Source organism: Bacillus sp. DX4.1 (assembly GCF_030348195.1).
In the GTDB taxonomy this organism is placed as follows: Bacteria; Bacillota; Bacilli; order Bacillales; family Bacillaceae_G; genus Bacillus_A.
In genome coordinates, this window is record NZ_JAUCFT010000008.1 from 481,839 (window position 1) to 506,374 (window position 24,536).

Annotated in this window: 19 protein-coding genes and 2 riboswitches; of the genes, 15 read left to right on the forward strand and 4 right to left on the reverse strand. The window is 36.2% G+C overall.

Going from position 1 to position 24,536, the window contains the following annotated elements:
• The first annotated feature begins 150 nt into the window (after positions 1-150).
• The 3 genes from QUF99_RS05820 (at position 151) to QUF99_RS05830 (ending at position 5,638) form a co-directional block, all read left to right on the forward strand.
• Positions 151-1,788 carry a PTS transporter subunit IIBC gene (locus QUF99_RS05820; RefSeq protein WP_289369003.1) on the forward strand — a complete coding sequence of 546 codons (1,638 nt, stop codon included), beginning with the start codon at positions 151-153 and terminating at the stop codon, positions 1,786-1,788.
• Between the two features lie 3 nt (positions 1,789-1,791).
• Positions 1,792-2,583 carry an endonuclease/exonuclease/phosphatase family protein gene (locus tag QUF99_RS05825; RefSeq protein WP_289369004.1) on the forward strand — a complete coding sequence of 264 codons (792 nt, stop codon included), beginning with the start codon at positions 1,792-1,794 and terminating at the stop codon, positions 2,581-2,583.
• 307 nt (positions 2,584-2,890) lie between these two features.
• Complete coding sequence (locus tag QUF99_RS05830; RefSeq protein ID WP_289369005.1) at positions 2,891-5,638, forward strand: YhgE/Pip domain-containing protein; 2,748 nt, start codon at positions 2,891-2,893, stop codon at positions 5,636-5,638.
• A gap of 169 nt (positions 5,639-5,807) precedes the next feature.
• Here QUF99_RS05830 and QUF99_RS05835 read toward each other — a convergent pair whose 3' ends face one another.
• Positions 5,808-7,997 (reverse strand): DNA topoisomerase III, encoded by a 2,190-nt coding sequence (locus QUF99_RS05835; protein WP_289369006.1) that lies wholly within the window; start codon positions 7,995-7,997, stop codon positions 5,808-5,810.
• Between the two features lie 428 nt (positions 7,998-8,425).
• On the opposite strand from QUF99_RS05835, the gene QUF99_RS05840 reads away from it, so the two are divergent.
• The 6 genes from QUF99_RS05840 to thiE all read left to right on the forward strand — a co-directional run bounded on the left by QUF99_RS05840 (position 8,426) and on the right by thiE (position 14,185).
• On the forward strand, positions 8,426-9,388 hold the full coding sequence (locus QUF99_RS05840) for an iron-siderophore ABC transporter substrate-binding protein (RefSeq protein WP_289369007.1): 963 nt from the start codon (positions 8,426-8,428) through the stop codon (positions 9,386-9,388).
• Between the two features lie 34 nt (positions 9,389-9,422).
• Entirely contained in the window at positions 9,423-10,424 is a 1,002-nt protein-coding gene (locus QUF99_RS05845; protein WP_289374578.1) for a FecCD family ABC transporter permease, read from the forward strand.
• On the forward strand, positions 10,417-11,439 hold the full coding sequence (locus QUF99_RS05850) for a FecCD family ABC transporter permease (RefSeq protein ID WP_289369008.1): 1,023 nt from the start codon (positions 10,417-10,419) through the stop codon (positions 11,437-11,439). Before QUF99_RS05845 ends, QUF99_RS05850 begins: the two co-directional genes overlap by 8 nt.
• 16 nt (positions 11,440-11,455) lie before the next feature.
• Entirely contained in the window at positions 11,456-12,259 is an 804-nt protein-coding gene (locus QUF99_RS05855; protein ID WP_289369009.1) for an ABC transporter ATP-binding protein, read from the forward strand.
• 447 nt (positions 12,260-12,706) lie between these two features.
• Positions 12,707-13,516 carry a hydroxyethylthiazole kinase gene (thiM, locus tag QUF99_RS05860; RefSeq protein ID WP_289369010.1) on the forward strand — a complete coding sequence of 270 codons (810 nt, stop codon included), beginning with the start codon at positions 12,707-12,709 and terminating at the stop codon, positions 13,514-13,516.
• Positions 13,517-13,531: 15 nt separating this feature from the next.
• Entirely contained in the window at positions 13,532-14,185 is a 654-nt protein-coding gene (gene thiE, locus QUF99_RS05865; protein ID WP_289369011.1) for a thiamine phosphate synthase, read from the forward strand.
• Between the two features lie 75 nt (positions 14,186-14,260).
• Here thiE and QUF99_RS05870 read toward each other — a convergent pair whose 3' ends face one another.
• Positions 14,261-14,686 carry a VOC family protein gene (locus QUF99_RS05870; protein ID WP_289369012.1) on the reverse strand — a complete coding sequence of 142 codons (426 nt, stop codon included), beginning with the start codon at positions 14,684-14,686 and terminating at the stop codon, positions 14,261-14,263.
• 263 nt (positions 14,687-14,949) lie between these two features.
• Between QUF99_RS05870 and ilvA the strand changes: the two genes are divergently transcribed.
• Entirely contained in the window at positions 14,950-16,158 is a 1,209-nt protein-coding gene (gene ilvA, locus QUF99_RS05875; RefSeq protein WP_289369013.1) for a threonine ammonia-lyase, read from the forward strand.
• 84 nt (positions 16,159-16,242) lie between these two features.
• On the opposite strand, the gene QUF99_RS05880 is transcribed toward ilvA, so the two are convergent.
• Entirely contained in the window at positions 16,243-17,556 is a 1,314-nt protein-coding gene (locus tag QUF99_RS05880; protein WP_289369014.1) for an anaerobic C4-dicarboxylate transporter family protein, read from the reverse strand.
• Between the two features lie 1,045 nt (positions 17,557-18,601).
• Positions 18,602-18,702: riboswitch (TPP riboswitch) on the forward strand.
• 103 nt (positions 18,703-18,805) lie between these two features.
• Here QUF99_RS05880 and QUF99_RS05885 point away from each other — a divergent pair.
• The 5 genes from QUF99_RS05885 to QUF99_RS05905 all read left to right on the forward strand — a co-directional run bounded on the left by QUF99_RS05885 (position 18,806) and on the right by QUF99_RS05905 (position 23,594).
• Entirely contained in the window at positions 18,806-19,126 is a 321-nt protein-coding gene (locus QUF99_RS05885; RefSeq protein ID WP_286123387.1) for an MTH1187 family thiamine-binding protein, read from the forward strand.
• Positions 19,098-19,874 carry an ABC transporter permease gene (locus QUF99_RS05890; RefSeq protein ID WP_289369015.1) on the forward strand — a complete coding sequence of 259 codons (777 nt, stop codon included), beginning with the start codon at positions 19,098-19,100 and terminating at the stop codon, positions 19,872-19,874. Before QUF99_RS05885 ends, QUF99_RS05890 begins: the two co-directional genes overlap by 29 nt.
• Positions 19,871-20,869, forward strand: a complete 999-nt coding sequence (locus QUF99_RS05895) for an ABC transporter substrate-binding protein (protein ID WP_289369016.1) — start codon at positions 19,871-19,873, stop codon at positions 20,867-20,869. Before QUF99_RS05890 ends, QUF99_RS05895 begins: the two co-directional genes overlap by 4 nt.
• Positions 20,866-21,615 (forward strand): ABC transporter ATP-binding protein, encoded by a 750-nt coding sequence (locus QUF99_RS05900; RefSeq protein ID WP_289369017.1) that lies wholly within the window; start codon positions 20,866-20,868, stop codon positions 21,613-21,615. The genes QUF99_RS05895 and QUF99_RS05900 overlap by 4 nt, the downstream gene beginning before the upstream one ends.
• 425 nt (positions 21,616-22,040) lie before the next feature.
• Entirely contained in the window at positions 22,041-23,594 is a 1,554-nt protein-coding gene (locus QUF99_RS05905) for an ABC-F family ATP-binding cassette domain-containing protein (protein ID WP_289369018.1), read from the forward strand.
• A 157-nt stretch (positions 23,595-23,751) separates the two neighbouring features.
• On the opposite strand, the gene QUF99_RS05910 is transcribed toward QUF99_RS05905, so the two are convergent.
• Positions 23,752-24,069, reverse strand: coding sequence for a hypothetical protein (locus QUF99_RS05910; RefSeq protein WP_289369019.1), 318 nt, complete (start codon positions 24,067-24,069; stop codon positions 23,752-23,754).
• A 289-nt stretch (positions 24,070-24,358) separates the two neighbouring features.
• Positions 24,359-24,477: riboswitch (SAM riboswitch) on the forward strand.
• The last annotated feature ends 59 nt before the right edge of the window (positions 24,478-24,536 follow it).

The window sequence follows — 24,536 nt, forward strand, 5'->3', positions numbered from 1 at the left end:
ATAATAAATTTGTATTGCAATGTGAAAACGCTTTTATTAAAATAGATTTATGAAAACGATTGCGTAAAAAAAGAGATCGGTTTCAGAGTGAAAGGGAAATTATCATTTATATAATTAGGGAAGATAGAGTTAAAGGGGAGGAAGAGACAGATGAAAATTACTTCTTTTGATTTTTGGCAGAAGTTCGGGAAAGCGTTATTAGTAGTTGTAGCTGTTATGCCAGCTGCGGGTTTAATGATTTCCATTGGTAAACTCATTGGTATGTCTGCTGGTGATATGGCTTTTATCCATACAATTGCTAGAGTTATGGAAGATATCGGTTGGGCTATTATTACAAATCTTCATATTTTATTTGCAGTAGCAATTGGGGGATCTTGGGCGAAAGATCGTGCGGGCGGTGCATTCGCAGCGCTATTAGCATTCATCTTAACAAACAGAATTACAGGAGCTATATTTGGCGTAAACGCTGAAATGTTAGCGGATTCAAAAGCGAAGGTTTCTTCTTTATTAGCAGGGAATTTACTTGTAAAAGATTATTTCACTTCTGTGCTTGGTGCACCGGCATTAAACATGGGAGTATTCGTAGGGATTATTTCAGGTTTCTTAGGAGCTACATTATACAATAAATATTACAACTATAATAAATTACCACAGGCATTAGCATTCTTTAACGGAAAACGCTTCGTACCATTTGTAGTAATTGTCGGTTCTACAGTTATGGCAATTGTTTTATCGTTCGTATGGCCATTCATTCAAAGTGGATTAAATGAATTCGGTCGCTGGATTGCTGCTTCAAAAGATAGCGCACCAGTTGTTGCACCGTTTGTATACGGAACGCTAGAGCGTTTATTATTACCATTTGGATTACATCATATGTTAACGATTCCGATGAACTACACAGAACTTGGTGGCACGTACACGATGTTAACAGGTGCAAAGGCTGGTCAAATCGTTGCAGGGCAAGATCCATTATGGCTTGCATGGATTACTGATTTAAACAATTTAGTTGCAAATGGGGATATGAATGGATATAAGCAACTGTTAAATGATGTTGTTCCAGCTCGTTTCAAAGCAGGACAAGTAATTGGTTCTACAGCAGGATTAATCGGGATTGCATTTGCAATGTACCGTAACGTAGATAAAGAGAAACGCAGCAAATATAAACCAATGTTCTTATCGGCAGCATTAGCAGTATTCTTAACAGGTGTTACAGAGCCAATTGAGTTTATGTTCATGTTTATTGCACCGGTATTGTATGTTGTGTATGCGATTACAACAGGTTTAGCATTTGCATTAGCAGATTTAATTAACCTACGTGTTCATGCATTTGGTTTTATTGAGTTATTAACTCGTACACCAATGATGGTAAAAGCAGGATTAACGAGAGATTTAATTAACTTCGTTGTTGTATCAGCTGCATTCTTTGGCTTAAACTTTACATTGTTCAATTTCTTAATTAAGAAGATGAATTTGCCAACACCAGGACGTGCTGGTAACTATATCGAGAATGAAGATGAGTCTGAAGGTAGTACAGCAACTGGAAAAGAAGATTCATTAGCAACAGCGGTTATTGAAATGTTAGGCGGGAAAGATAACATTGCGGACGTAGATGCTTGTATGACTCGTTTACGTGTAACTGTAAAAGACTTAGATGGCGTTGCACCAGAAGTACAATGGAAGAAAAATGGCGCGCTTGGTTTAATTGTAAAAGACAAAGGTGTACAAGCTGTTTACGGTCCAAAAGCTGATGTGTTAAAGTCAGACATTCAAGATATTCTAGGTGTGTAACCAATGAGAGTATTAACGTTAAATTGTCATTCTTGGCAAGAAGAGAATCAAATGGAAAAAATAAAACATCTTGCTAAAACGATTCAAGAACAAGATTATGATGTGATTGCGTTGCAAGAAGTAAGTCAGTCTATTACAGCCGAAAATGTATGCGGTAACATGAAAAAAAATAATTTCGGACTTGTGTTGCTTGCAGAACTTGAGCAGCTAGGTGCAGAAGGTTATGATATTATTTGGGATTTCTCGCATATTGGCTATGACGTATATGAAGAAGGATTAGCGATTATAACGAAACATCCAATTGTGAAACAAGATTCCTTCTTTATATCAGAAAATATGAATACGAATTATTGGAAAACACGTAAAATTGTCAGTGCAACAATCTCTTATAAAGGTAAGAACATAACATTCTATTCTTGTCATCTTGGCTGGTGGAATGATGAAGAAGAATCATTTCAAGGACAAGTGGATCGTTTGATAAAGCAAGTGAATGAGAAAGAACTCTCTTTCTTAATGGGTGATTTTAATAACAACGCTCGTTTGCAAAGAGAAGGATATGATTATCTCATGCAACAGGGGCTCTATGACACATATGAATTAGCTAAGCAAAAAGATGAAGGAACAACCGTACAAGGGAATATTGCTGGCTGGGATGAAAATAAGAAAAACTTACGAATCGATCTTATTTTAAGTAACCAACCTATAGAAGTTATCTCTTCGGAAGTTATTTTTAATGATATGAATCGAAGCGTGATTTCGGATCACTTTGGAATTGAAGTAAAAATAAGTATATAAATAGAAGAAAATCCTCATAGCTACTCAAGGGCTATGGGGATTTTTTAATGAAGACAAGTATTTCCAAGACAAAATAGTTGTCTTTTTTATGACATTTCCTATATATTAGTTATTACTGAATGTAAAACCGAATTGGTCATTTTGTATTAATACTTTCATTTATTTATTATATAATGGAATGTATAAGGAATTTTGATGGGAATATAGTGCATTTTCGTTTAATCTCGGATAAAGGAAATGATATAATGGCAAAATGCATGTATCATTTTCACAAGAAAGAAAAATATATAATTAGGTGATAGCTTATATGAAACAAATATGGCGTATTTATACGACAGACTTACGGAATGTAGCAAAGCATTGGGCTGCAATTATTATTGTGTTAGGGCTTACGATTTTACCATCACTCTATGCGTGGTTTAATATTGAAGCTTCCTGGGATCCATATGGAAACACAAAGGATGTTCCAATCGCAGTTTCAAATGAAGATGTAGGATCAAACCTACGAGGGAAAGATATTAATATCGGGAATGAGATTATAGATTCATTAAAAGATAACAAGAATCTTGGTTGGAAGTTTGTTGATGAGGAGCAGGCAATTGATGGAGTGAAACACGGAGAGTATTATGCAAGTATTACGATTCCGAAAGACTTCTCTGAAAAAATTGCAACAGTCATTAGCGATAATCCACAAAAACCAGAACTTGAGTATTTTGTGAATGAAAAAGTGAACGCCATTGCACCGAAAATTACAGCAAAGGGTGCATCAGGTATAACCGAAGAGGTAAGTAAGAACTTCGTCAAAACAGCAAATGGTGAGATTTTTAAAATCTTCAATGACTTTGGAATCGATTTAGAAACAAGCTTACCAAGCATTGAGAAAGTAAAAGAGCTTGTTTTCAAGTTAGAAGCACAATTCCCAGAAATGTATAAGCTTGTTGATACGGCCTTAACAGATGCTGATAAAGCACAAGGGCTTGTGAAAACTGCGCAAGATACATTACCAACGGTGGAAAATGTGATTAAAGATGGACAGCAAATGACGAAGGATTTGGACGCGTTTTTTGCGAGAAATGGTCAAACGTTAGAAAATGCTCCTGGAGTAATAAAAAATAATTTAATAGTACTAAAAAAAGGAATGGATGGTGCAGCGTCCATTACTGATTTCCTGAAAAGTCCAGGTATTGATCTGAATATAGACCTTCCACAGTTTAATGGTGAAGGATATAAAGATATGGCACAAAAAATTGACCAAAGAGTAAATGGTGCACTCAACTCTATACGAGTGGGAACTGCGTATGTGCAAAGTGTTATGGATGGATTACAAAATGGAAAAATTGATCCAGATACTGCAAAGAAAAACATTGAAGATGTTTCTAATAATTTCCAAAGTCATATTGATAATGTCTCTTCTATTATTGATACTTTTACTGAATTGGAAAAGGTAGCACCAACTGATTCTGGTAAAAAGTTTTTTGGAGATAGAGCTAAGCATCTAACTGCCATTAAAAATTCTATGGATGATGTAAATAATAGAATTAAGCATGTTGGAGATTTAATTAGTACTGGTCAGGAAGTTAAGCAAGATGTGAGAGATGGCATTAGCAAAAAGTTGAATGACATCAATAGCTCAGTTGATCAATTTGAAAAAGACTATACTGCAACCTTTGTAGCAGATTTCCAAAAAGCAGTAAGCACAGCAGAACAGTTGAAAAATACAACTGAGGATGTAAAAAATGCAGCAGAAGACTTAAAAAATAAAGGTATAAATGGATTGGATGCTTCTAAAACAGCTTTAAATAGCTTAAATAGTCAATTTCAAGCAACTATAAATATGATTGATGATATGATACCTGTCTTAAATGATTTGAATAAAATTTTAGGTGATGTCAATAGCGATAAAAATGTTAATAATCAGATTGATAAGCTAAACAAAGTAAAAGCTGATCTTCAAAAAGGAATGGATTTAACGAATAAAGGAATTGCTGCCATTGATAAAGGGCAACAACCAGCAAAAGATGTAATCGAAAGTATCAACCAAGTATCAAAAAGTACTTCAGCACAATTAGGCGACATTTTAGCAAAATACGATTCTGAAATCGTTCCGAGTTTCAATGAGGCAATTGCAAAAACAAAACAAATGTCAAAAGACACATCAAAGATTTTAGGTGAAGCAAATAAAAGTCTTCCAGATGTGAAAAAGTTGTTAGAAGATTCATCAAAAGGATTAGTAGAAGGTACAAAGAAAGTTGAAGATGTAAAAGCAGAGATGCCAGCTACTGAGAAAAAGATTAAAGAACTAGCAGATAAAATTCGTGAATTTGAATCACAAGAGGATTTGAAGGACATTATACGCTTATTAAAAAATGATGTTGAAAAGCAAAGTGATTACTTTGCAAATCCAGTGAATTTAAAAGAAAATAAATTATTTGCGATGCCGAACTATGGATCAGCGATGTCACCGTTCTATACAGTGCTTGCACTATGGGTAGGAGCATTGTTAATGGTTTCGTTATTAACAGTAGAAGTACATGAGGAAGGCGCAAATTATAAGAGCCATGAGATTTACTTCGGACGTTTCTTAACATTTTTAACGATAGGTCTTGCACAGGCGTTTATCGTATCGATGGGGGATATATTCTTACTTGGTACGTACGTAGTTGATAAATTCTGGTTTGTGCTATTCAGTTTATTTATTAGTGCAGTCTTTGTTTGTATCGTATATTCGCTCGTTTCCGTTTTTGGAAACGTCGGAAAATCGATGGCAATTGTTTTACTTGTACTGCAAGTAGCTGGATCAGGCGGAACATTCCCGATTCAAATGACACCGGCGTTCTTCCAAGCGATTTATCCGTTCTTACCGTTTACGTATGCGATTAGTATCACTCGTGAAACAGTTGGCGGTATGCTTTGGGATATTGTATTACGAGATCTCCTCGTGTTGAGCGTCTTTATCGTAATTATGCTCATTATTGCATTAGTACTGAAAAAGCCGATTAACAAGTCGAGTGAAAAATTTGTTGAGAATGCAAAAGGAAGTAAAATCATTCATTGATGAAAAAGGTTTCTACCAAGTTTGGTAGAAACCTTTTGTTTATCCCGCACCAACGGACAGTAATATTCCGTGTGAAGAATCCATTTTGATCAATTTTTATTTAAAAACTACAAAAAGGGGCTATTCATAAAGATATTTAATCTTTATGAATAGCCCCTTAAATATGGGTTTAATCAAACTTCAATCCTTTTAATGCTTCTGCTAACGCATTATTCAGAGGCTCTTCTTGTTTCTGTTGTTGTTTCATATAATTTTGGACATAACGCTTATCTACTTTACCACCGGATTCTTTCTTGCGGCGTTCTTGGAATGAAGAAAGTTTCTCACGATAGCCGCATTTACATGCGAAGATTTGGCCGTTTCCTTCACCACGAAGTTCTAGTTTTTTCTTACACTGAGGGCAGCGTGCGTTTGTAGTACGGGATACATTTTTACGATGACCGCATTCACGATCTTGACATACAAGCATTTTGCCTTTTTTACCGTTTACTTCTAGCATCGGTTTGCCACAGTCTGGACAAGTTTTTGTTGAAATGTTGTCGTGTTTATATTTTTTATCGCTCGATTTAATTTCGGCAACAATTTCTTTTGTATAGTTTTTCATTTCTGAAATGAATACTTCTTTTTTTAATTTGCCATTTGCAATTGCATCAAGTTTTTGTTCCCACTCAGCAGTTAGTGTAGGGGATTTTAATTCTTCTGGTACTAAATCAAGTAACTGACGGCCTTTTGATGTAATGTGAATGTCTTTACCACGCTTTTCGAGTAAGAACGAATTGAATAGCTTGTCAATAATATCAGCACGTGTAGCAACAGTACCTAGTCCACCAGTTGATTTTAATGTGTCTGCAAGTTGTTTATTTTGCGTGCCCATGTACTTTGTAGGGTTTTCCATTGCCGAAAGTAATGTTGCCTCATTAAAGCGTGCAGGTGGTTTTGTTTGACCTGAAGTTTGTGCAATTAGTTTTACGTTTAATGTATCGTCTTTTTCGATGCGAGGTAAGATTTGTTCTTTTAAATCGTCTACTGCATCGTCATCTTCAAAGCGATTTTCATATACTTCTTTCCAGCCAGAATTAAGAATTGTTTTGCCACGTGCGACAAATTTTTCATCACCAATTTTTGAACGTAACGTTAGTTGTTCGTATTCGAAAGCTGGGAATAAAACTGCTAAGAAGCGTTTTACAACTAAATCGTAAATTTTACGTTCTCTATCTGTGAAAGCTGAGAAGTTTACATAACTTTCTGTTGGAATGATTGCATGGTGATCACTTACTTTACTATCATCAACAAATGTTTTAGAAGCTTTTATAGGTTTATTTAAAATCTTATTAGCTAAAGAACGATACTCTCCTATTCCGCACGCTTTCAGACGTTCTGGAAGTGTTCCTACGATGTCGGATGAGATGTAGCGCGAATCTGTACGAGGGTATGTTAATACTTTGTGTTGCTCATACAGTTTTTGCATAATATTTAACGTTTCTTTTGCAGAGTAACCAAAGATTTTATTCGCATCACGTTGCAGCTCTGTTAAGTCATAAAGACCAGGAGCAAACGACTTCTTAGGCTTTTTCTCAATTTCCACGACAATAGCATTTTGTTTGCCTAGTTTTTTCACAATCGCATCGGTTTTTTCTTTATCAAAACTACGACCATTGCCTTTAGCATCTTGCCAAGTCAGTTTTAACTTGTCTGTTGTTTGGGCTTCGATGCCGTAGTATGCTTGTGCTTTGAAATTTTTAATTTCGTCCTCACGGCCTGCAATCATCCCCACAGTAGGTGTTTGTACACGACCGCAGTTTAGTTGTGCATTGAATCGAGTGGTTAATGCACGTGTTGCGTTAAGACCGATATACCAGTCAGCTTCCGAACGTGCGACAGCTGAAGCATATAAATTGTCATATGCTTTACCAGGCTTCAAGTTTGCAAAGCCGTCTTTGATTGCTTTATCGGTAACAGATGAAATCCATAGACGTTTGATAGGTTTATTGATTTTAACTTTATCAATAATCCAACGAGCGACTAATTCTCCCTCTCTCCCTGCGTCTGTAGCCACAATTATTTCATTTACATCATTTCTAGTCAGTTGACTTTTAACGGCATTGAACTGTTTGCCAGTCTGCTTAATCACTGTCAATTTCAAACGTTCAGGTAGCATTGGCAAATCTTCTAGATTCCACTTTTTATATTTCACATCATAATTTTCTGGATCTGCTAATGTAACGAGATGCCCTAAAGCCCAAGTAACGATATATTTATTGCCCTCAAGATAACCATTTCCTTTTTTATCACACTTCAATACACGTGCAATATCACGTGCAACAGAAGGCTTCTCAGCAATTACAACACTTTTTGCCATATTTAAAACATCCTTTCAAGTTTCCGTAAGTTAAATATAGCATACATCCTTTTGGGATTCAGTTATGCCGAAGATTCTAGCCCATTGTTATCAATTAAATACTCTACATCTTTGACTAGTTAAGAGGGTGAAAGAAGTATCTAAAGGCCTTAAATAAGTATGTAAAAAGTAGTGATTAGAGAATTATCTCTAGTCACTACTTTTTTGAATGAAATGGAAGTTTTTAGATATATCGTATCGTACTCTGGTTTAGTTATAAAGATAAAAAATAGATATATACAATAAAAATACCAAAAAATTATTGACATTGATAATTATTTTCAATAACATTGGAAGTGGTTGTAATTTATGTAATTTTTTTAGACTCTCAATTGATAAAAATTCTCAATATAGAGAAGAAATAGGGAGAAATAGGGAGGAACTATTAGATGAAGAAAAAGTTATTATTTGTATTCATGGCAGTGTTCGCGATTTTCGCATTAGCTGCATGTGGATCTAAGGATGCTGCAAAGGAAAAAGGTAAGGAAGACACTGCAAGTGCAAAAGAAAGAGTTGTGACATACGAAGGTAAAGAAACAAAATTAAAAGATAAGGTAGAAAAAATTGTTGTAACTGATCATAACGTTGCTGAAATGTTAGCGGCATTAAATATTAAAGCAGTGGGTGTACCTACATATGCTGGAAAAGTAGCACCACAGTTAAAAGATGTTATGGGTGATGCAACTTCAATCGGTGAAAAAGGTCAACCGAACTTAGAAGCAATTTTAAAATTAAAACCAGATGTGATTTTTGTTGGCGACCATACAGATGATGCAAGCATGGCTAAATTACAGGATATTGCTCCAACAATCAAAATCATTGATAAAGAAGACAAATGGAGAGACAACCTTACCTTTATTGGCGATGTAGCAGGTAAGCAAAAAGAAGCAAAACAATTCATTGAAGATTTTGATCAAAGACTTGCAAAAGCAAAAACAGATTTAAAAGATGCTAAAGTTACAGAACAAACAGTTATGGCTGTTCGTGTTCGTGGTGGAAAAAGCATTATGGTATACGGTCCAAAATCGTATTTAAACATGGTACTTTATCATGAATTAGGCTTAAAAATGCCAAAAGAAATGGAAGCCGTAAAAGGTCAAGAAAAGATTTCAATTGAAAAACTTTCAGAGATCAATCCTGATCATTTATTTGTTCAGTTCGCAGAGATTGAAAACAGTCAAAATACAAAGATTTTAGACGAATTACAACAAAATCCAATTTGGTCTAAAATGAAAGCTTCTGAAAATAAACAAGTATATGTGAATGTAGTTGAACCACTTGTAAACGGTAAAACTGGTTTAACAGAAGATTTATTCTTAGATGCAGCTACAAAGAAATTACTAAAAAAATAATGTGGTGATCATGTTGAGTTTTAATGTCTCAAAGATACGAAGAATCGTTCCATTTATTATATTAATTGCCGCACCAATATGGGTGATTTTATCCCTTGTACTATCTGTATCATACGGGGCTAAAAATATTGATATGTCAACGATAATAAATGCATTCTTTCATTATGATACTAATAATATTAATCATGAAATCATATTATCTTCACGTATGCCAAGAGCTATAGGGGCGCTGTTAATCGGCGCCTTCTTAGCTATTTCAGGATCAATTATGCAAGGGATTACACGTAATCCACTTGCATCCCCTGCTATTATGGGAGTTTCAGATGGATCGGTATTTATGATTACGATGTGTATGATTTTTCTGCCGAATGCTTCATCTATTGAATTGATTTTATTCTCATTTTTGGGATCGGCATTAGGTGTTGCGATTGTGTTTGGTATTGCAAGTATTCTTCCAAATGGTTTTTCACCAGTACGCTTGGCGTTACTTGGTACAATTATTGGTACGTTTTTAAGCAGTCTTGCTGCTGGATTTTCGAGTTTTTTCCAGATTTCACAGAGTATTAGTTTTTGGTATAATTCAAGGCTAGATCAAATGGACCCACAGCTTATTAAAATTTCATTGCCATTTGCTGCGTTGGCTATTATAGCAGCTATTTGGTTATCAAAATCTATTACAATCCTATCTTTAGGAGATGAGATGTCTACGAATCTAGGACAGCGAACAACAATTATTAAAATTGTTGCTTCTGTTGTTGTAATGGTGTTGACTGGTGTTTCAGTTGCACTTGCTGGAAAAATTGCATTTATCGGTTTGATTATTCCGCACATTACAAGATTTTTAGCTGGATCAGATTATAAGTGGATTATCCCTTGTTCTGGTGTTTTAGGAGCTGTTTTCTTAACATTATCTGATGTATTAGCAAGATTCATTAATTACCCATTTGAAACACCGGTTGGTGTTATTATGGCATTTATGGGAGTACCATTCTTCCTCTACTTAGCAAGAACAAGAGGAGGAAAAAGCTATGTTTAAAACAGTAAATCGCAAATTTTTAACAAGTATAGTGGTTTCTTTATTCCTAATTTTATTTATTATCTATCTAGGTGTAACCAATGGTATGTTTGATATTCCTGTATATGACGTCTTTAGTACAATGTTTGGTTTTGGCAATGACCCTGACTTTGAGCTTGTATTGTTTAAACTTCGCTTACCCCGTATAATTATTGGCGCTTTAGTTGGTGCAGGACTTGGCTTAGCAGGTTTAGTGTTACAAGGGATATCAAGAAATGATTTAGCTGACCCAGGTATACTGGGTATTAATGCTGGGGCAGGGGCAGCGATTCTTGTTTTTGTATTCTATTTCCAATGGAATGTTGGTGGGTTAGAATCACTCGCAATGTTTTCTATGCCTTTATTTGCTTTAATCGGTGGACTATTTGCAGCTGTCCTTTTATATATGTTTACATGGAGAAAAGGCAGATTAGATTCAGAGCGATTTATTTTAGTCGGTATTGGATTAAACTTTGGTTTAGATGCAATTGCTCTATACTTTGGCATGAAATTGGAATCACATGAATACGAAAAAGCTCGTGCTTGGTTATCAGGAAGTATATGGAATGCGAATTGGGACTTTATATTAGCACTATTACCGTGGCTTTTAGTTTTCATTCCGATCATATGGTGGAGAGCAACAGTATTAGACTTATTCCAACTGGATGAGAACGGAGCGAAAAACTTAGGAGTTTCTGTTAATAAAGAAAAAGGCATTCTTCTTTTCTCCTGCGTTGCACTAGTAAGTGCTTGTGTAGCCGTTTCAGGTGGGATTAGTTTTGTTGGGTTATTAGCTCCCCATATTGCCAAAACTATGGTTGGAATTAAACATCGTTTGGCAATCCCAATTACAATGCTTATCGGTATGGTGCTAGTTCTAGGGTCTGATTTTATAGCACGGACGATTGTGCAACCTGCTGAAATTCCTTCTGGAGTTGTTCTATCTATAGTTGGTGTTCCGTATTTCGTTTATCTGCTATACAAATCTATGAAGTAAGGAGGCGATTGAGGTAATGAGTATTATTAAAGTAGAACAATTAGAAACTGGCTACGAAAAAAATACGATTTATAAGGATTTAACTTTAGAATTACCAAAAGGAAAAATAACGACAATTATTGGACCGAACGGTTGTGGTAAATCGACGTTATTAAAGACAATTGGCCGCATGTTAAAACCGACAAAAGGTCAGGTGTACCTAGATGGAAAAGACATGCAAAAAATCCATACGAGAGATATCTCAAAAAAATTATCTGTTTTATCACAAAACCCGGTCGCACCGTATGAGTTACAAGTAGAAGAGTTAATTGCGTATGGGCGTTATCCACACCGTAAAGGCTTTTATAGTTTAACAACGGAAGATAAAGAAATGATTGAGTGGGCATTAGAAAAAACAGGGTTATTACAATATCGATCAAGAGAAATTGGAAGCTTATCTGGTGGACAGCGTCAAAAAGTATGGTTGGCATTAGCGCTTGCACAGGATACGGATGTGTTGCTACTTGATGAACCGACAACTTTCCTTGATTTATGTCATCAAATTGAAATCCTAAATACCATTAGTGAGCTGAATTTAGAAGCGCACCGAACGATTGTTATGGTTTTACATGATATTAATCATGCTGCAAGATTTTCAGACCATATGATTGCGATGAAAGATGGAAAAGTGGTTGCAGAAGGTACGCCGTCTCTTATTATGAAAGAAGATGTATTGCGAGAACTTTTCCAAATTGATGCACGTATTATTAATGACCCTTATGATGGGGTACCAGTGTGCATCGGATATCAATCCATATCCGGATTATCTGTAGCGAAATAAAGCTTTTACTATATAAATACAAATTAAAAACCGACATAAAACTCTTCTTTTTAGGTGGGAGAGAGCATCCGGCCATGCATAGAAGCGGTCAGGTCATTTTCCTGCCCCAGACATAGTGAAAACAAAGAGAGAAAACGAGTGCAGGTCACCTTTTGTTATCCATAGTCGCGGCTATATGTCGAAAAATCAAAATAGATTTATATATATATTACTTTTTCTTATTCCTTGTCATTCTTTCGATACAGGAGTAGACTTTGAAATAAGTAGATAGAACATGGGAGTTTGCGGATGCAAACTGAGAGTACGGCTAAGCTGTCGTTGACCATTTGAACCTGTTGGGTAATGCCAGCGTAGGGAGAGTGTAAAAGCACATGTTAAGGCACTTTGCATACGCGAAGTGTCTTTTTGTTGTATCTCCCAATATTGAAACAAGGAGATGGAAAAGGAATGAAGATTCAAGAAATCGCAAAAGTAGTGGAAATAGTGAGAGAGTCTAATCCACTTGTGCATAATATTACGAATGTTGTTGTGACAAACTTTACGGCTAACGGTTTGCTTGCATTAGGAGCATCACCAGTGATGGCATATGCAAAAGAAGAAGTGGCGGAAATGGCTAGTATTGCGGGAGCACTTGTCTTAAATATGGGGACGCTTCGTCCAGAAGAAGTGGAAGCGATGATGATTGCCGGAAAATCAGCGAATTCACATGATGTACCTGTATTATTTGATCCAGTTGGCGCCGGGGCTACATCGTACCGAACAGAAGTAGCAAGACACATTCCAAGTGAAGTGAAATTAGCGATGATTCGCGGGAATGCAGCAGAAATTGCAAATGTTATTAATGAAAAGTGGGAGATTAAAGGTGTCGATGCAGGAGCTGGAAGTGGAGATGTTGTAGGAATTGCTAGGCAAGCAGCTGATGAGGTAGATACAGTTGCTGTGATTACCGGAAAAGAAGATATTGTAACAGATGGAGAGCGAACCGTTATCATTCGTAACGGTCATCCAATCTTAACGAAAGTAACAGGAACAGGCTGCTTATTAACATCTGTAATGGGGGCATTTGCAGCGGTTGAAAAAGATTATGTGAAGGCGGCAGTTGCAGCTTTAACGTTTTATGGCGTAGCAGCGGAAATTGCAGCAAGCAAAACAGTGGAGCAAGGACCAGGAAGTTTCCAAATTGAATTTCTCAATCAGTTAGCAAATGTTACTGCAGCTGATATTGAACAATATGGAAATGTAGAAGAAATTCGTTAAGAAGGGATGAGAAAAATGGCGCGCATTGATCAACAACATATATCCGAGTTGTTACAAGTGTATTTTATTATGGGGAGTAACAATTGCCAGAAAGATCCATTACAGGTATTGAAAGAAGCGCTCGATGGTGGAGTTACACTTTTTCAATTTCGTGAAAAAGGCGAAGGAGCGCTAACTGGGGAAGATAGATTTCAATTGGCAAAGCAACTACAAGCGCTCTGCAAAGAATATGATGTTCCTTTTATCGTGAATGATGATGTGGAATTAGCAATCGAACTGGATGCCGATGGTGTTCATGTTGGTCAAGATGATGAAGGAATTACGGTAGTACGTGAAAAAATGGGAGATAAGATTGTCGGTGTATCCGCTCATACAATAGAAGAAGCACGTTTTGCAATTACAAATGGTGCAGACTATTTAGGGGTCGGACCGATTTTTCCAACGAGCACAAAAGAGGATGCAAAAGCAGTTCAAGGAACGAATGGTCTTCATCGTTTTAGAGAAGCAGGTATTACGATACCGATTGTCGGCATTGGTGGAATTACAATTGAAAATGCGGCTTCAGTCGTTGGAGCAGGTGCAGATGGAGTATCGATTATTTCCGCAATTAGTTTAGCAGATTCTCCTTATAATAGTGCGAAGAGATTGGCTGAACAAGTGAAAAAATAATAAGTTGAAAAGCAAATTTATTTGTAGAGGACCCCTTCTTAATGCGAAGAAGGGGTTCTTTTTTATTGCAATTCATTATGCTTTAACTTGATCGACGATATCATCCATAGTCATTTCCGGATCTATTTGCATGGAAAGTGTTATAAGATAACCATCTGGGTCATTTAAAATAAGTTCGCGAGCATTCCATGGACGGTCAATGGGGCCTTCCACCACCTCTGCATTCATCTTATTTGCATTCTCGAAAAAACGATGAACATCTTCTACTGTAAAGTTTAGAACGATTCCTTTCTTATTAGATTCCTGATCATTTTTTTCTGATACCAACATTATGTCTTGATACTTCTTACCTCGAATATGAGCCATTACAATTCTGCCGTCTTTGTCTGGTAGCTCAAATACAGATTCAAAATTAAGAACATCTTTGTACCAGCTAAGTGAACTGTCCATATTACTTATTGAAAGCTTTACAAACAAAGGCATAGGATAAGATTCCATCATGCTTACACCCCTTTAACTTAAGATACAATTGAATATAAAATATCCCGTAACGAGAGAGTCAAGAATTTATTACTTATTTTCAGCATTTTAACAGTACTCCAACAGAAGTCCCCTTCTTCAAAGAACTCGTAAGAGTATTAAGGAGGGGTCATTCACACGGCCTAATTTGTGGTTAAACAGTTTTATTGTCACTCTACAGTATAAAACAAACCGTGCCGCTCAAACTAACCTGTATGAATCTATTTCGTTTCGGAGGCGACACCATGATTTCATTACAAAATATTATAGCCGCTCATGAAAAAATGAAAGGCATTGTACATACGACACCATTAGATTACTCAAGTACATTTAGCCAGTTATCACATAATGAAGTGTATTTGAAGCTTGAAAATCTACAAAAGACTGGTTCTTTTAAGGTGCGTGGTTCTTATAATAAAATGGTTTCTCTTGATAAAGGTGAATTGGATAATGGTGTAGTTGCAGCATCAGCTGGGAATCATGCGCAAGGAGTCGCCTATTCTAGTAATATGCTCGGCATTCCTTGTACGATTGTGATGCCAAAAGGTGCTCCGCTTAGTAAAGTGCTTGCGACAAAGCGATACGGTGCACATGTGGAGTTACAAGGTGATGTATTTGATGATGCGTTAGCTTATGCACTAGACTTAAAAGAACAAACAGGAGCGAAGTTTGTTCACCCGTTTGATGACGAATCCGTGATTGCTGGGCAAGGGACAGTTGGATTAGAAATATTGCAGCAGTTAGATGATGTGGATGCTGTTGTTTGTCCCGTTGGAGGCGGAGGATTGATTGCAGGTGTTGCGATGGCTATTAAAGAACAAAAGCCATCAGTAAAAATATATGGTGTACAAGCACTTGCTTGTCCCGGCATGAAGCAATCTTTACAAGAAAAGAAAGTCATTACAGTGGAATCCACGCCAACTATGGCAGATGGTATTGCAGTGAAAAGGCCAGGGGAGCTCACGTTTCAGCTTGTACAGCGTTACGTAGATGATATTTTTTGTGTGGATGAAATGGAAATTGCGAGAACGATGTTAATGCTACTTGAACGCAATAAGTTATTAGTAGAAGGATCAGGAGCTAGTTCGTTAGCTGCATTGCTGTATCAAAAAGTTCCTGTTCAAGGGAAAAAGGTTGTTTCGATTTTAAGTGGCGGTAATGTCGATGTAAACTTTATTACTCGTATTATTGAGCATGGAATGGTTGAAGCAGGGCGCTTTGTTCATATTGCAACAACAATTAAAGATAAACCAGGACATCTGCAGCATTTACTCGAAATTGTAACAAGTTTTGAAGCAAACGTACTGCATATTCATTTAGAGAGGATTGGAACAAAGGTGTTCCCAGGGTATGCACAGCTTTATTTATCGCTAGAAACGAAGGATAAAAATCATATTGAAGAAGTGTTAAGTGGGATAGAAAAGAAAGGATATAACGTGGAAATCATCGAATGAAAATTTAAACAAACGTTTGATTAAACTTTTAACACAAAAAGCACAAACCTTTTGTTATAAAAAGGTTTGTGCTTTTTGAATGATTTAAAACATGATTGAAATTAATAGCATACCAATTCCAATAGAGGCGAATGTTGCGACAAGACCGGGAATCATAAAGCTATGATTTAAAACATATTTTCCAATACGAGTCGTTCCTGTACGATCAAAGTTAATGGCAGCAACGATTGTTCCATAGTTTGGAATGAAGAAATAACCGTTTACTGCTGGGAACATTGCAATCAGTAGTGCTGGTGAAATGCCGAGTGACAATCCGAGGGGCATTAATGCACGGACTGTTGCAGCTTGACTGTACAGTAAAATAGATAAGATAAATAGTGCGATGGCGAATAACCAAGGTGCGCTTGTTACTAATTGCTGAATCGATCCTTGAATGATATTTAAGTTTCCGTTGAAGAATGTATCACCCATCCAAGCGATACCGAAAATTGCAACAACGGCTGTAGCTCCAGCCTTAAAGACGTTGCCAGACACAATGCTTTCTACATTTGGCTTACAGAAGATAATAATAAGGGCAGCAATTGTAAGCATGACCATTTCAATTGTGTAAGGCATCGATAGGCGAACCAATTTCCCATCTACCATCCAGCCTGGACGAAGTGCTTCAAATGAACCAAGAAGAACAACAAAAACTGTTGCGAATAAGAAAAGAAGAACGGATAGTTTTGCACCTTTTGTGCCGTTAAATGCTTTCTTTTCTTCGAGTTTAGGAATCATACCTTCTTTTAAACGCTGTAAGTATTCTGGATCTTCATTTAATTCTTTACCCATTTTGCTTGCAACGAAAGCTGCTAACATACAAGCAATAAATGTAGAAGGAATACTCACTTTTAAAATGTCTAGCAATGTGATTTGATAATCAGCTAGCATTGCTAGAAGTGCAACAGTTGCAGCAGAGATTGGACTTGCTGTAATTGCTTGCTGTGAGGCGATTACAGCAATCGACATCGGACGCTCTGGTCTAATTCCTGATTCGCGCGATACTTCTGCAATAACAGGGAGTACGGAATAGGCAACGTGACCAGTTCCTGCGCAAAATGTAAATAAATATGTCACAATTGGTGCGAAGAATGTAATACGCTTTGGATTTTTACGAAGTGCTTTTTCTGCAAGATGGACAAGATAATCCATTCCACCAGCAGCTTGTAGTGAACCAGCAGCTGTAATGACTGCTAAAATCATCAACATAACGTCAATTGGGGGAGCTGTAGGCTGTAGATGGAAGACGAATACGAGTATCGCCATACCAACACCGCCCATTACTCCTAGGCCAACACCGCCAAGGCGTGCACCGATAAAAATACAGAGTAGTAAGGTGATAAATTGTAGCCAAAACATAATAAAATACCTCCAAAATCCATATGGTAAGATATTTTTGAATAATTTAATTTGAATGATAATTATTAAATTAAACAAATGAAAGCTTTGTATATAAACCTTTTTAATTATATAACACATAAAAAGTAACATTCACTATATTTAGTGAAATTATTTTGAAAGAATAATCATTAAAATTAAATATTTTTATATAAAGATATAATAAAAAATGAAGATGATGTATAACTTATTCATCATGGAAGATCAATTTCTGAAAAGTGAGGAGAAGAAACGATAGAGGGTAAGAGGAAGAACAGCTAGTCAGTGACTGGATGATTTCAGTAAGTAGGATGTATATGCAAATAATCCCCTTTCTATTATCCGTATATAGAAAGGGGATTAAGAGAAATATGAGTTAGGAAAAACATAGAACTATATAAATCCATTTTGATTTTTCGACATATAGCCGCGGCTATGGATAACCAAAGGTGACCTGCACTCGTTTTCTCTCTTTGTTTTCACTATGTCTAGGGCAGGAAAAGGATCTGACCGCTTCTATGCATAGCCGGGTGCTCTCTTCCACCTAAAAAGAAGGGTTTTATGTCGGTTTTTTAATTTGTATTTATATAGATAGACGCCATATTTCGTATTTTAAATAGAATAAGATAAAGTGAAACTTTAATCAGTGGGGGTTTTCTTCATCCCCCACTGATTATTAGCCCTCACCAATCGGGCTTTTACGGACAGTTTATCCCCCACCTATCTTCTTTGGTTTCCTTAGAATCTTGGGGTGGGGGTATTACTGCCCGTTAATGCGGGATAAATCATTTTGGTCTTTAACAGTACTCTAACAGAAGTCCCCTTCCGCAAGCATGTGCAGGGCATGCCCAATGTTAAGGAGGGGGTCATTCACAGGTGGTTTTTTCTATTTAGTAGAGCATACGGACAGAATGAAGAAAAAGCTTTGATCGATTTGTTTCATTATATGTGTCATTGTTTAAAAAAAGAAAACAAGAAACATCTTATTTGTTTGTTTGAGAAAATAAATCATGCTACAATGAAAACGAATTAAGAACGGGGAGCCAATTGGCTGAGAGGATGCAAGAATGTATCGACCCTCAACCTGATCTGGATAATGCCAGCGTAGGGAGTTACTTAAAGTGATGTAAGCAAACGTTATTGTACAATAACTTGCATACAAGGCTTTCCTACGTAATCATAGGAAAGCCTTTTCTTTTTACTAAACATATTTTGCAAGGGGGATTTTAGTATGTCACAACAAGTTACGATTTCATTTTCAGTAGTACCACAAGCAAAAACGAAAGATTTATATGCCGTTGTTGATAAAGCAATTGAAGTTGTGCAACAATCTGGTGTTCGCTACGAAGTGGGAGCTATGGAAACAACACTGGAAGGAGAATTAGACGTACTTCTTGACGTAATTAAACGTGCACAACAAGCTTGCGTCGATGCTGGAGCAGAAGAAGTTATTACTTCTATTAAAATTCACTATCGTCCAAGTACTGGTGTATCAATTGATGAAAAAGTTTGGAAGTACCGTGATGAATATGCAAAACCAGAAGCGATCTAACATAACAATTACAACGATTTGGCTTATCCTTCTCATTGCTATATGGGAAGGATCTGTTTCATTATTTAAAATTGAACCATGGATTTTACCAAAGCCTTCTGCAATTGTACAAGAGCTTATTGGGATGAAGGATTTATTATTACCAAATACGGTGCAAACACTGCAAGAAGTCGTAATAGGATTGTTTTTTGCGATTCTACTTGGAACGAGTATTGCAATTATTATGGATGTTATTCCATTGTTTCGCATTTTAATTAATCCGTTACTCGTTATTTCGCAAACGATTCCGATTGTTGTGCTCGCGCCTTTGTTTATTATTTGGTTCGGATATGGAATGCTGCCAAAGGTGATGGTCGTTATTCTCGTCTGTTTCTTTCCAATTGCTCTTAGTATTTTAGAAGGCTTTCAAACAGTTGATAAAAACATGCTCAAGCTATTACAGACAATGCGTGCGACAAAATGGCAAGTGTATCAAAAGGTGAAATTTCCAGCGATCCTCCCATATTTTTTCTCAGGGTTGAAAATTGCCGTTACATATAGTGTGATGGGAGCAATTATTGGAGAATGGCTTGGGGCGAGCGAAGGATTAGGCGTTATGCTGACACGTGCAACGAAATCCTTTTTAACAGCTCGTGTATTTGGCATTGCAGCTATTATCGTAATGGTGACATTGCTCTTGTATTCTATCGTAGAATTTATGGCAAGACTAACAGCACCATGGGTATACAGAAGGGACGATAAAAAATGAAAAAAGGATTAAAAGTCATGCTAGCAGCTTTATTAGCAGTTGGCGTGGTCGGTTGTTCTTCAGCGAAGAAAGAAGAGAGTGCAGATAAAGAGAAGAAAGTAAAAGTTGTCTTAGACTGGTTTCCAAATACAAACCATACTGGTTTATATGTAGCGAAGACGAAAGATTATTATAAAAAGCAAGGCTTAGATGTGGAAATCATTCAGCCAGGAGATAACGTGTCTGCGGAACAAATGATTGCATCAGGGAAAGCAGATTTCGGTGTGAGCTATCAAGAAAATGTAACATCGGCTCGCGTTGAAGGGATTCCAGTTGTTTCAATTGGAGCAATTATTCAGCATAATACATCTGCTTTCGCTTCACTTAAAAAAGATAATATTACCTCTCCAAAAGACTTCGAAGGTAAACGTTATGGAGGCTGGGGTGCGCCAGCGGAAGAAGCAACGTTAAAAACAATTATGAATAAACATAATGCTGATTTTAGCAAAGTAGAGAAAATTGTTCTTGGCCAAACAGACTTCTTTAAATCGATTGGCCGCGATGCAGATTTTGAATGGATTTATTATGGCTGGGACGGCATTGAAGCAAAACGTCAAGGAAAAGAATTAAATACCGTGATGGTAAAAGATTTAGATCCAGCACTGGATTTTTATAGTCCTGTAATTATTACGAGTGAAAAACATACAAAACAAGATAAAGATTTTGTGAAAAAATTCATGACCGCAACAGCAGAAGGTTATAACTTTGCAATTAAAGAGCCGAAAGAAGCAGCTGATATTTTAATTAAAAATGTACCAGACATCAATAAAGAGTTAGTACAAGAAAGCCAAAAATGGTTAAGTACGAAATACCAAGACGATGCAAAAGCATGGGGAGTACAGAAGGAAGAAGTTTGGACGAACTACATGAATTTCTTACATGATAATAAAGTCATTAAAAAGAAAATTGATGTAAAAGATGCCTTTACAAATGAATTCCTTCCAAATGAAAAATGAACGGATTACAAATAAAAGATATTGTGAAAGCATTTGATGGGAAAAATGTGCTAGAAAAGATTAGTGCCTCCATACAAGAAGGAGAATTTGTCTCATTCGTCGGACCGAGTGGTTGCGGAAAAAGTACGTTATTAAATATGATTGCCAGTATTGAAGAGACAACTAGCGGTGAAGTGGTTTATAACGATGTGCCTGTTAAAAAGCAAGATATCGTAAGCTATATGCCGCAGCAAGATCTTCTCTTGCCATGGCGCTCTGCCTTGCAAAATATTGTTCTTCCCCTAGAGATTGATGGGAAAGCAAAGAAAGAGCGGCTCGCAGAAGGAATGGAAGCATTGAAGCAGTTTGGTCTTTCTGAATATGCGAACCACTATCCAGATGCGCTATCAGGTGGTATGCGTCAGCGTATTAGTTTCTTGCGTACCTACTTATGCGAAAAGCCTATTATGCTGCTTGATGAACCATTTGGTAAGCTAGATGCATTTACAAAAATGGAGGTGCATCGCTGGCTGCTAGATTCATGGCATCAAGAAAAACAAACGATTATTATGGTAACGCATGACTTAGATGAAGCGATTTTATTATCTGATCGTGTGTTTATTATGTCGCAACGACCAGCAACACTTGTAGGTGAGGTAAACGTAAACTTACCTCGTCCTCGTACGATGGATATGTTAACATCTCTGGAACTAAAAGAAGATAAAGCTGAAATTTTAGAGATATTAGCTCCTTATATGCGGAAGTAATGAAAGCCACTTAACAGTTTTTTGTATAATGACTGTTAAGTGGTTTTTTTGTTTGGAAGAAATTTTTAAAGAAAAAGATAGAAGGAAAGAGGAATAAAACAATTCATGACGAATAAAATATAAGAGTATGGAGCATGCTTATTATGTAACAATAATGACTTTTAAAGGAGTGAAAGGATAAGATGACTTTATCAACTGTTCTTCAAATGGTTTTAGCTTGATGCGGGAGAAGTCTGCCCATTTTTTAAGTTTAAGCCAAATTGAAGACAGCAGATAAAGAGCCTTAATCCTTTTTTACGATAATCAATTGTAATGGGTAAGGTGTGTTCACCTTACCCATTTTTATATATGAAATTAAATAATATCTTTATTTTTGCTGTTCTCTCTATTTGGCTTTTTATTCGAAGCAAAAAGGAGAGAATGAAATGAGTGTATTAACAGTAGAAAATCTTACGCATACGTACGGCGATAAAACAGTTTTTTATAATGCTTGTTTTCGATTATTAAAAGGTGAACATATTGGGCTTGTCGGAAGTAATGGAGCAGGGAAATCAACATTGCTTCGCCTTTTAACAGGAGAAATTTTACCGGATGCAGGGAAAATTGAATGGTTCCCGCATGTGAAAATTGGCTTTTTACAGCAGCACATTGATTTACAAGAAGGAACAACCATTGAGGAATATTTGCAAAGTGCATTTTCTCATTTATATACTGTCGAACGTGAAATGATGATAATTACCGAAAAGATGTCAGAAGCAACGGAATTAGAGAAGTTGTTAGTACAATATGGAGAATTACAAAGTATATTAGAGAGTTCCGATTTTTATCAAGTTCATACAAAGATAGAAGAAGTAGCAGCTGGATTAGGATTGTTCAATTTAGGTATGAACAAAGATGTTACGAAGCTAAGTGGTGGGCAACGTACAAAATTATTGTTAGGTAAACTACTCTTAGAGCAGCCACAAGTTTTACTATTAGATGAACCGACAAACTATTTAGATACAGTTCATATAGAGTGGTTAACATCTTATTTACGAGCGTATGAACATGCTTATATTGTTGTTTCGCATGATGAGATATTTTTAAATAAAATTACGAATGTAATTTATCATTTAGAGGGACAAAAGATAAACCGGTATACAGGAAAATATGAAGTGTTTTTACAAAGCTACCAACAACGTAAGCAACAATTACAAGCAGCGTACGAAAGACAACGAGAGGAAATTGGAAAATTAGAGGTTTTTATTCAAAAAAATAAAAATCGTAATGCAAAGCAAGCAAAAAGTCGTGAGAAAGTGTTAGACAAAATAAAAAGGATAGGAAAGCCTAACGCAGTACCACAGCTGCGCTTTCAGTTCCAAGTTCATACTGATCCGGTGAGCCGTATATTAGAAGCAAACCAAATACAAATTGGTTATACAGAACCGTTATTTCCACCGTTTGATTTACAAATAAAGCGAGGCGAAAAGATTGCGATTGTTGGTCATAATGGAATTGGAAAAACAACAATGTTAAAAACGTTACTTGGACAACTAGAACCGTTAAGTGGGACAGTTCAAATTGGAGAGCAGGTACAACCTGCATATTTTGCTCAAGAAGAGTTTGCAAAAGAAATTACACCACTTGAGCAAGTATGGTCAGGGCGGCCAGATATGAACCAGAAAGAAATTCGTCAATCTCTAGCAAAGTGTGGATTAAAGGAAGAGCATATACGTCAGCCTCTTAGCTCTTTAAGTGGTGGGGAGCAAACAAAAGTACGCTTATGTGAGCTTATGTTAATGAGGAGTAATGTTTTAATTTTAGATGAGCCAACGAATCATCTAGATGTGCATGCGAAAGAGGCATTAAAAGAAACATTAGAACAATATAAAGGAACAATTTTACTCGTTTCTCATGAACCTTCTTTTTATGAGTCTTGGGTGACTCGAGTTTGGGATATGGAGGAAATGAATGGACCTATTGAATTTACTAAAAAATAAGAGAGAAGCCTATTTAGGAACGCAATGTGAAAATCATAAATTATCTTAGTAAGAAGAAAAAGAAATCTATATCAATCCTTTTACACATCTTCTCTAACAGAAGCAGGGAAGAAAATAATAAAACAGCTACATTTCCATGTAGCTGTTTTATTACCTTTTAATGGTTTACTTGTAAACGTTCTTGAATAAATAATAGTAACTTGACGAGGCTGTCTTCTGTATAAATATCAAATTTTTGGCGATGAAATTCACCATGTTCGTTATAAAAAATAAGTTCGCCTTTACCAGTAGCTTCGTTTATCAACATATGAAAACTAAGTGGTGTAGCTACGATTGATCCGTTATCATCTCTTAAAAGGATTTGGCATAGTGTTCCCTGTTCTTCTTTCTCATATAAAAAATCGTAATGAAAGGATTGAGATAGTTTTTCTATCTGAGATAATAGTAGGGTTTGTATAGCTTGTTTTTCGTACATACAATGTAACCTCTTTTCGTTTGTCTGTATAGAGTATTTGCTGTTACTTAGTATATTAATTATGGGTATACCTTGTATATGATTATTGCTCAGCAGTTTTGACACTATTTCTAGGAATCATCAAATGAGAAATAAATCTCTTTACTTTAGTTGGAAAAACGATATTTGAAGAAAATAGAAATTATATTCAATATTCGTAAATAAAGTATATTCAGAAAAATAGTATTGACAAAATTTTTCGTAAGATTTACTATTAGTACCATAGTTTTTTAAAAATTTTATAAAAATACTCTTATCAAGAGTGGCGGAGGGACTGGCCCGATGATGCCCGGCAACCCAGCTCATAAATTTTATTATGAGCGAAGGTGCTAATTCCAGCAAAACGATTTTCGTTTTGGAAGATAAGAGAGGAGCCTATTTTATCTATTCGACACCTCTCTTATTAGAGAGGTGTTTTTTGTGTAGAA

Bases quoted from the DNA above. Each gene is read 5' to 3' on its own strand.
- QUF99_RS05870 (WP_289369012.1), bottom strand. From the start codon at position 14,686: ATGATGGAATCTTATCCTATGCCTTTGTTTGTAAAGCTTTCAATAAGT.
- QUF99_RS05825 (WP_289369004.1), top strand. From the start codon at position 1,792: ATGAGAGTATTAACGTTAAATTGTCATTCTTGGCAAGAAGAGAATCAA.
- ilvA (WP_289369013.1), top strand. From the start codon at position 14,950: ATGATTTCATTACAAAATATTATAGCCGCTCATGAAAAAATGAAAGGC.
- QUF99_RS05835 (WP_289369006.1), bottom strand. From the start codon at position 7,997: ATGGCAAAAAGTGTTGTAATTGCTGAGAAGCCTTCTGTTGCACGTGAT.
- QUF99_RS05820 (WP_289369003.1), top strand. From the start codon at position 151: ATGAAAATTACTTCTTTTGATTTTTGGCAGAAGTTCGGGAAAGCGTTA.
- QUF99_RS05905 (WP_289369018.1), top strand. From the start codon at position 22,041: ATGAGTGTATTAACAGTAGAAAATCTTACGCATACGTACGGCGATAAA.
- QUF99_RS05910 (WP_289369019.1), bottom strand. From the start codon at position 24,069: ATGTACGAAAAACAAGCTATACAAACCCTACTATTATCTCAGATAGAA.
- thiE (WP_289369011.1), top strand. From the start codon at position 13,532: ATGGCGCGCATTGATCAACAACATATATCCGAGTTGTTACAAGTGTAT.
- thiM (WP_289369010.1), top strand. From the start codon at position 12,707: ATGAAGATTCAAGAAATCGCAAAAGTAGTGGAAATAGTGAGAGAGTCT.
- QUF99_RS05880 (WP_289369014.1), bottom strand. From the start codon at position 17,556: ATGTTTTGGCTACAATTTATCACCTTACTACTCTGTATTTTTATCGGT.
- QUF99_RS05855 (WP_289369009.1), top strand. From the start codon at position 11,456: ATGAGTATTATTAAAGTAGAACAATTAGAAACTGGCTACGAAAAAAAT.
- QUF99_RS05840 (WP_289369007.1), top strand. From the start codon at position 8,426: ATGAAGAAAAAGTTATTATTTGTATTCATGGCAGTGTTCGCGATTTTC.
- QUF99_RS05895 (WP_289369016.1), top strand. From the start codon at position 19,871: ATGAAAAAAGGATTAAAAGTCATGCTAGCAGCTTTATTAGCAGTTGGC.
- QUF99_RS05885 (WP_286123387.1), top strand. From the start codon at position 18,806: ATGTCACAACAAGTTACGATTTCATTTTCAGTAGTACCACAAGCAAAA.
- QUF99_RS05850 (WP_289369008.1), top strand. From the start codon at position 10,417: ATGTTTAAAACAGTAAATCGCAAATTTTTAACAAGTATAGTGGTTTCT.
- QUF99_RS05830 (WP_289369005.1), top strand. From the start codon at position 2,891: ATGAAACAAATATGGCGTATTTATACGACAGACTTACGGAATGTAGCA.
- QUF99_RS05890 (WP_289369015.1), top strand. From the start codon at position 19,098: ATGAATATGCAAAACCAGAAGCGATCTAACATAACAATTACAACGATT.
- QUF99_RS05900 (WP_289369017.1), top strand. From the start codon at position 20,866: ATGAACGGATTACAAATAAAAGATATTGTGAAAGCATTTGATGGGAAA.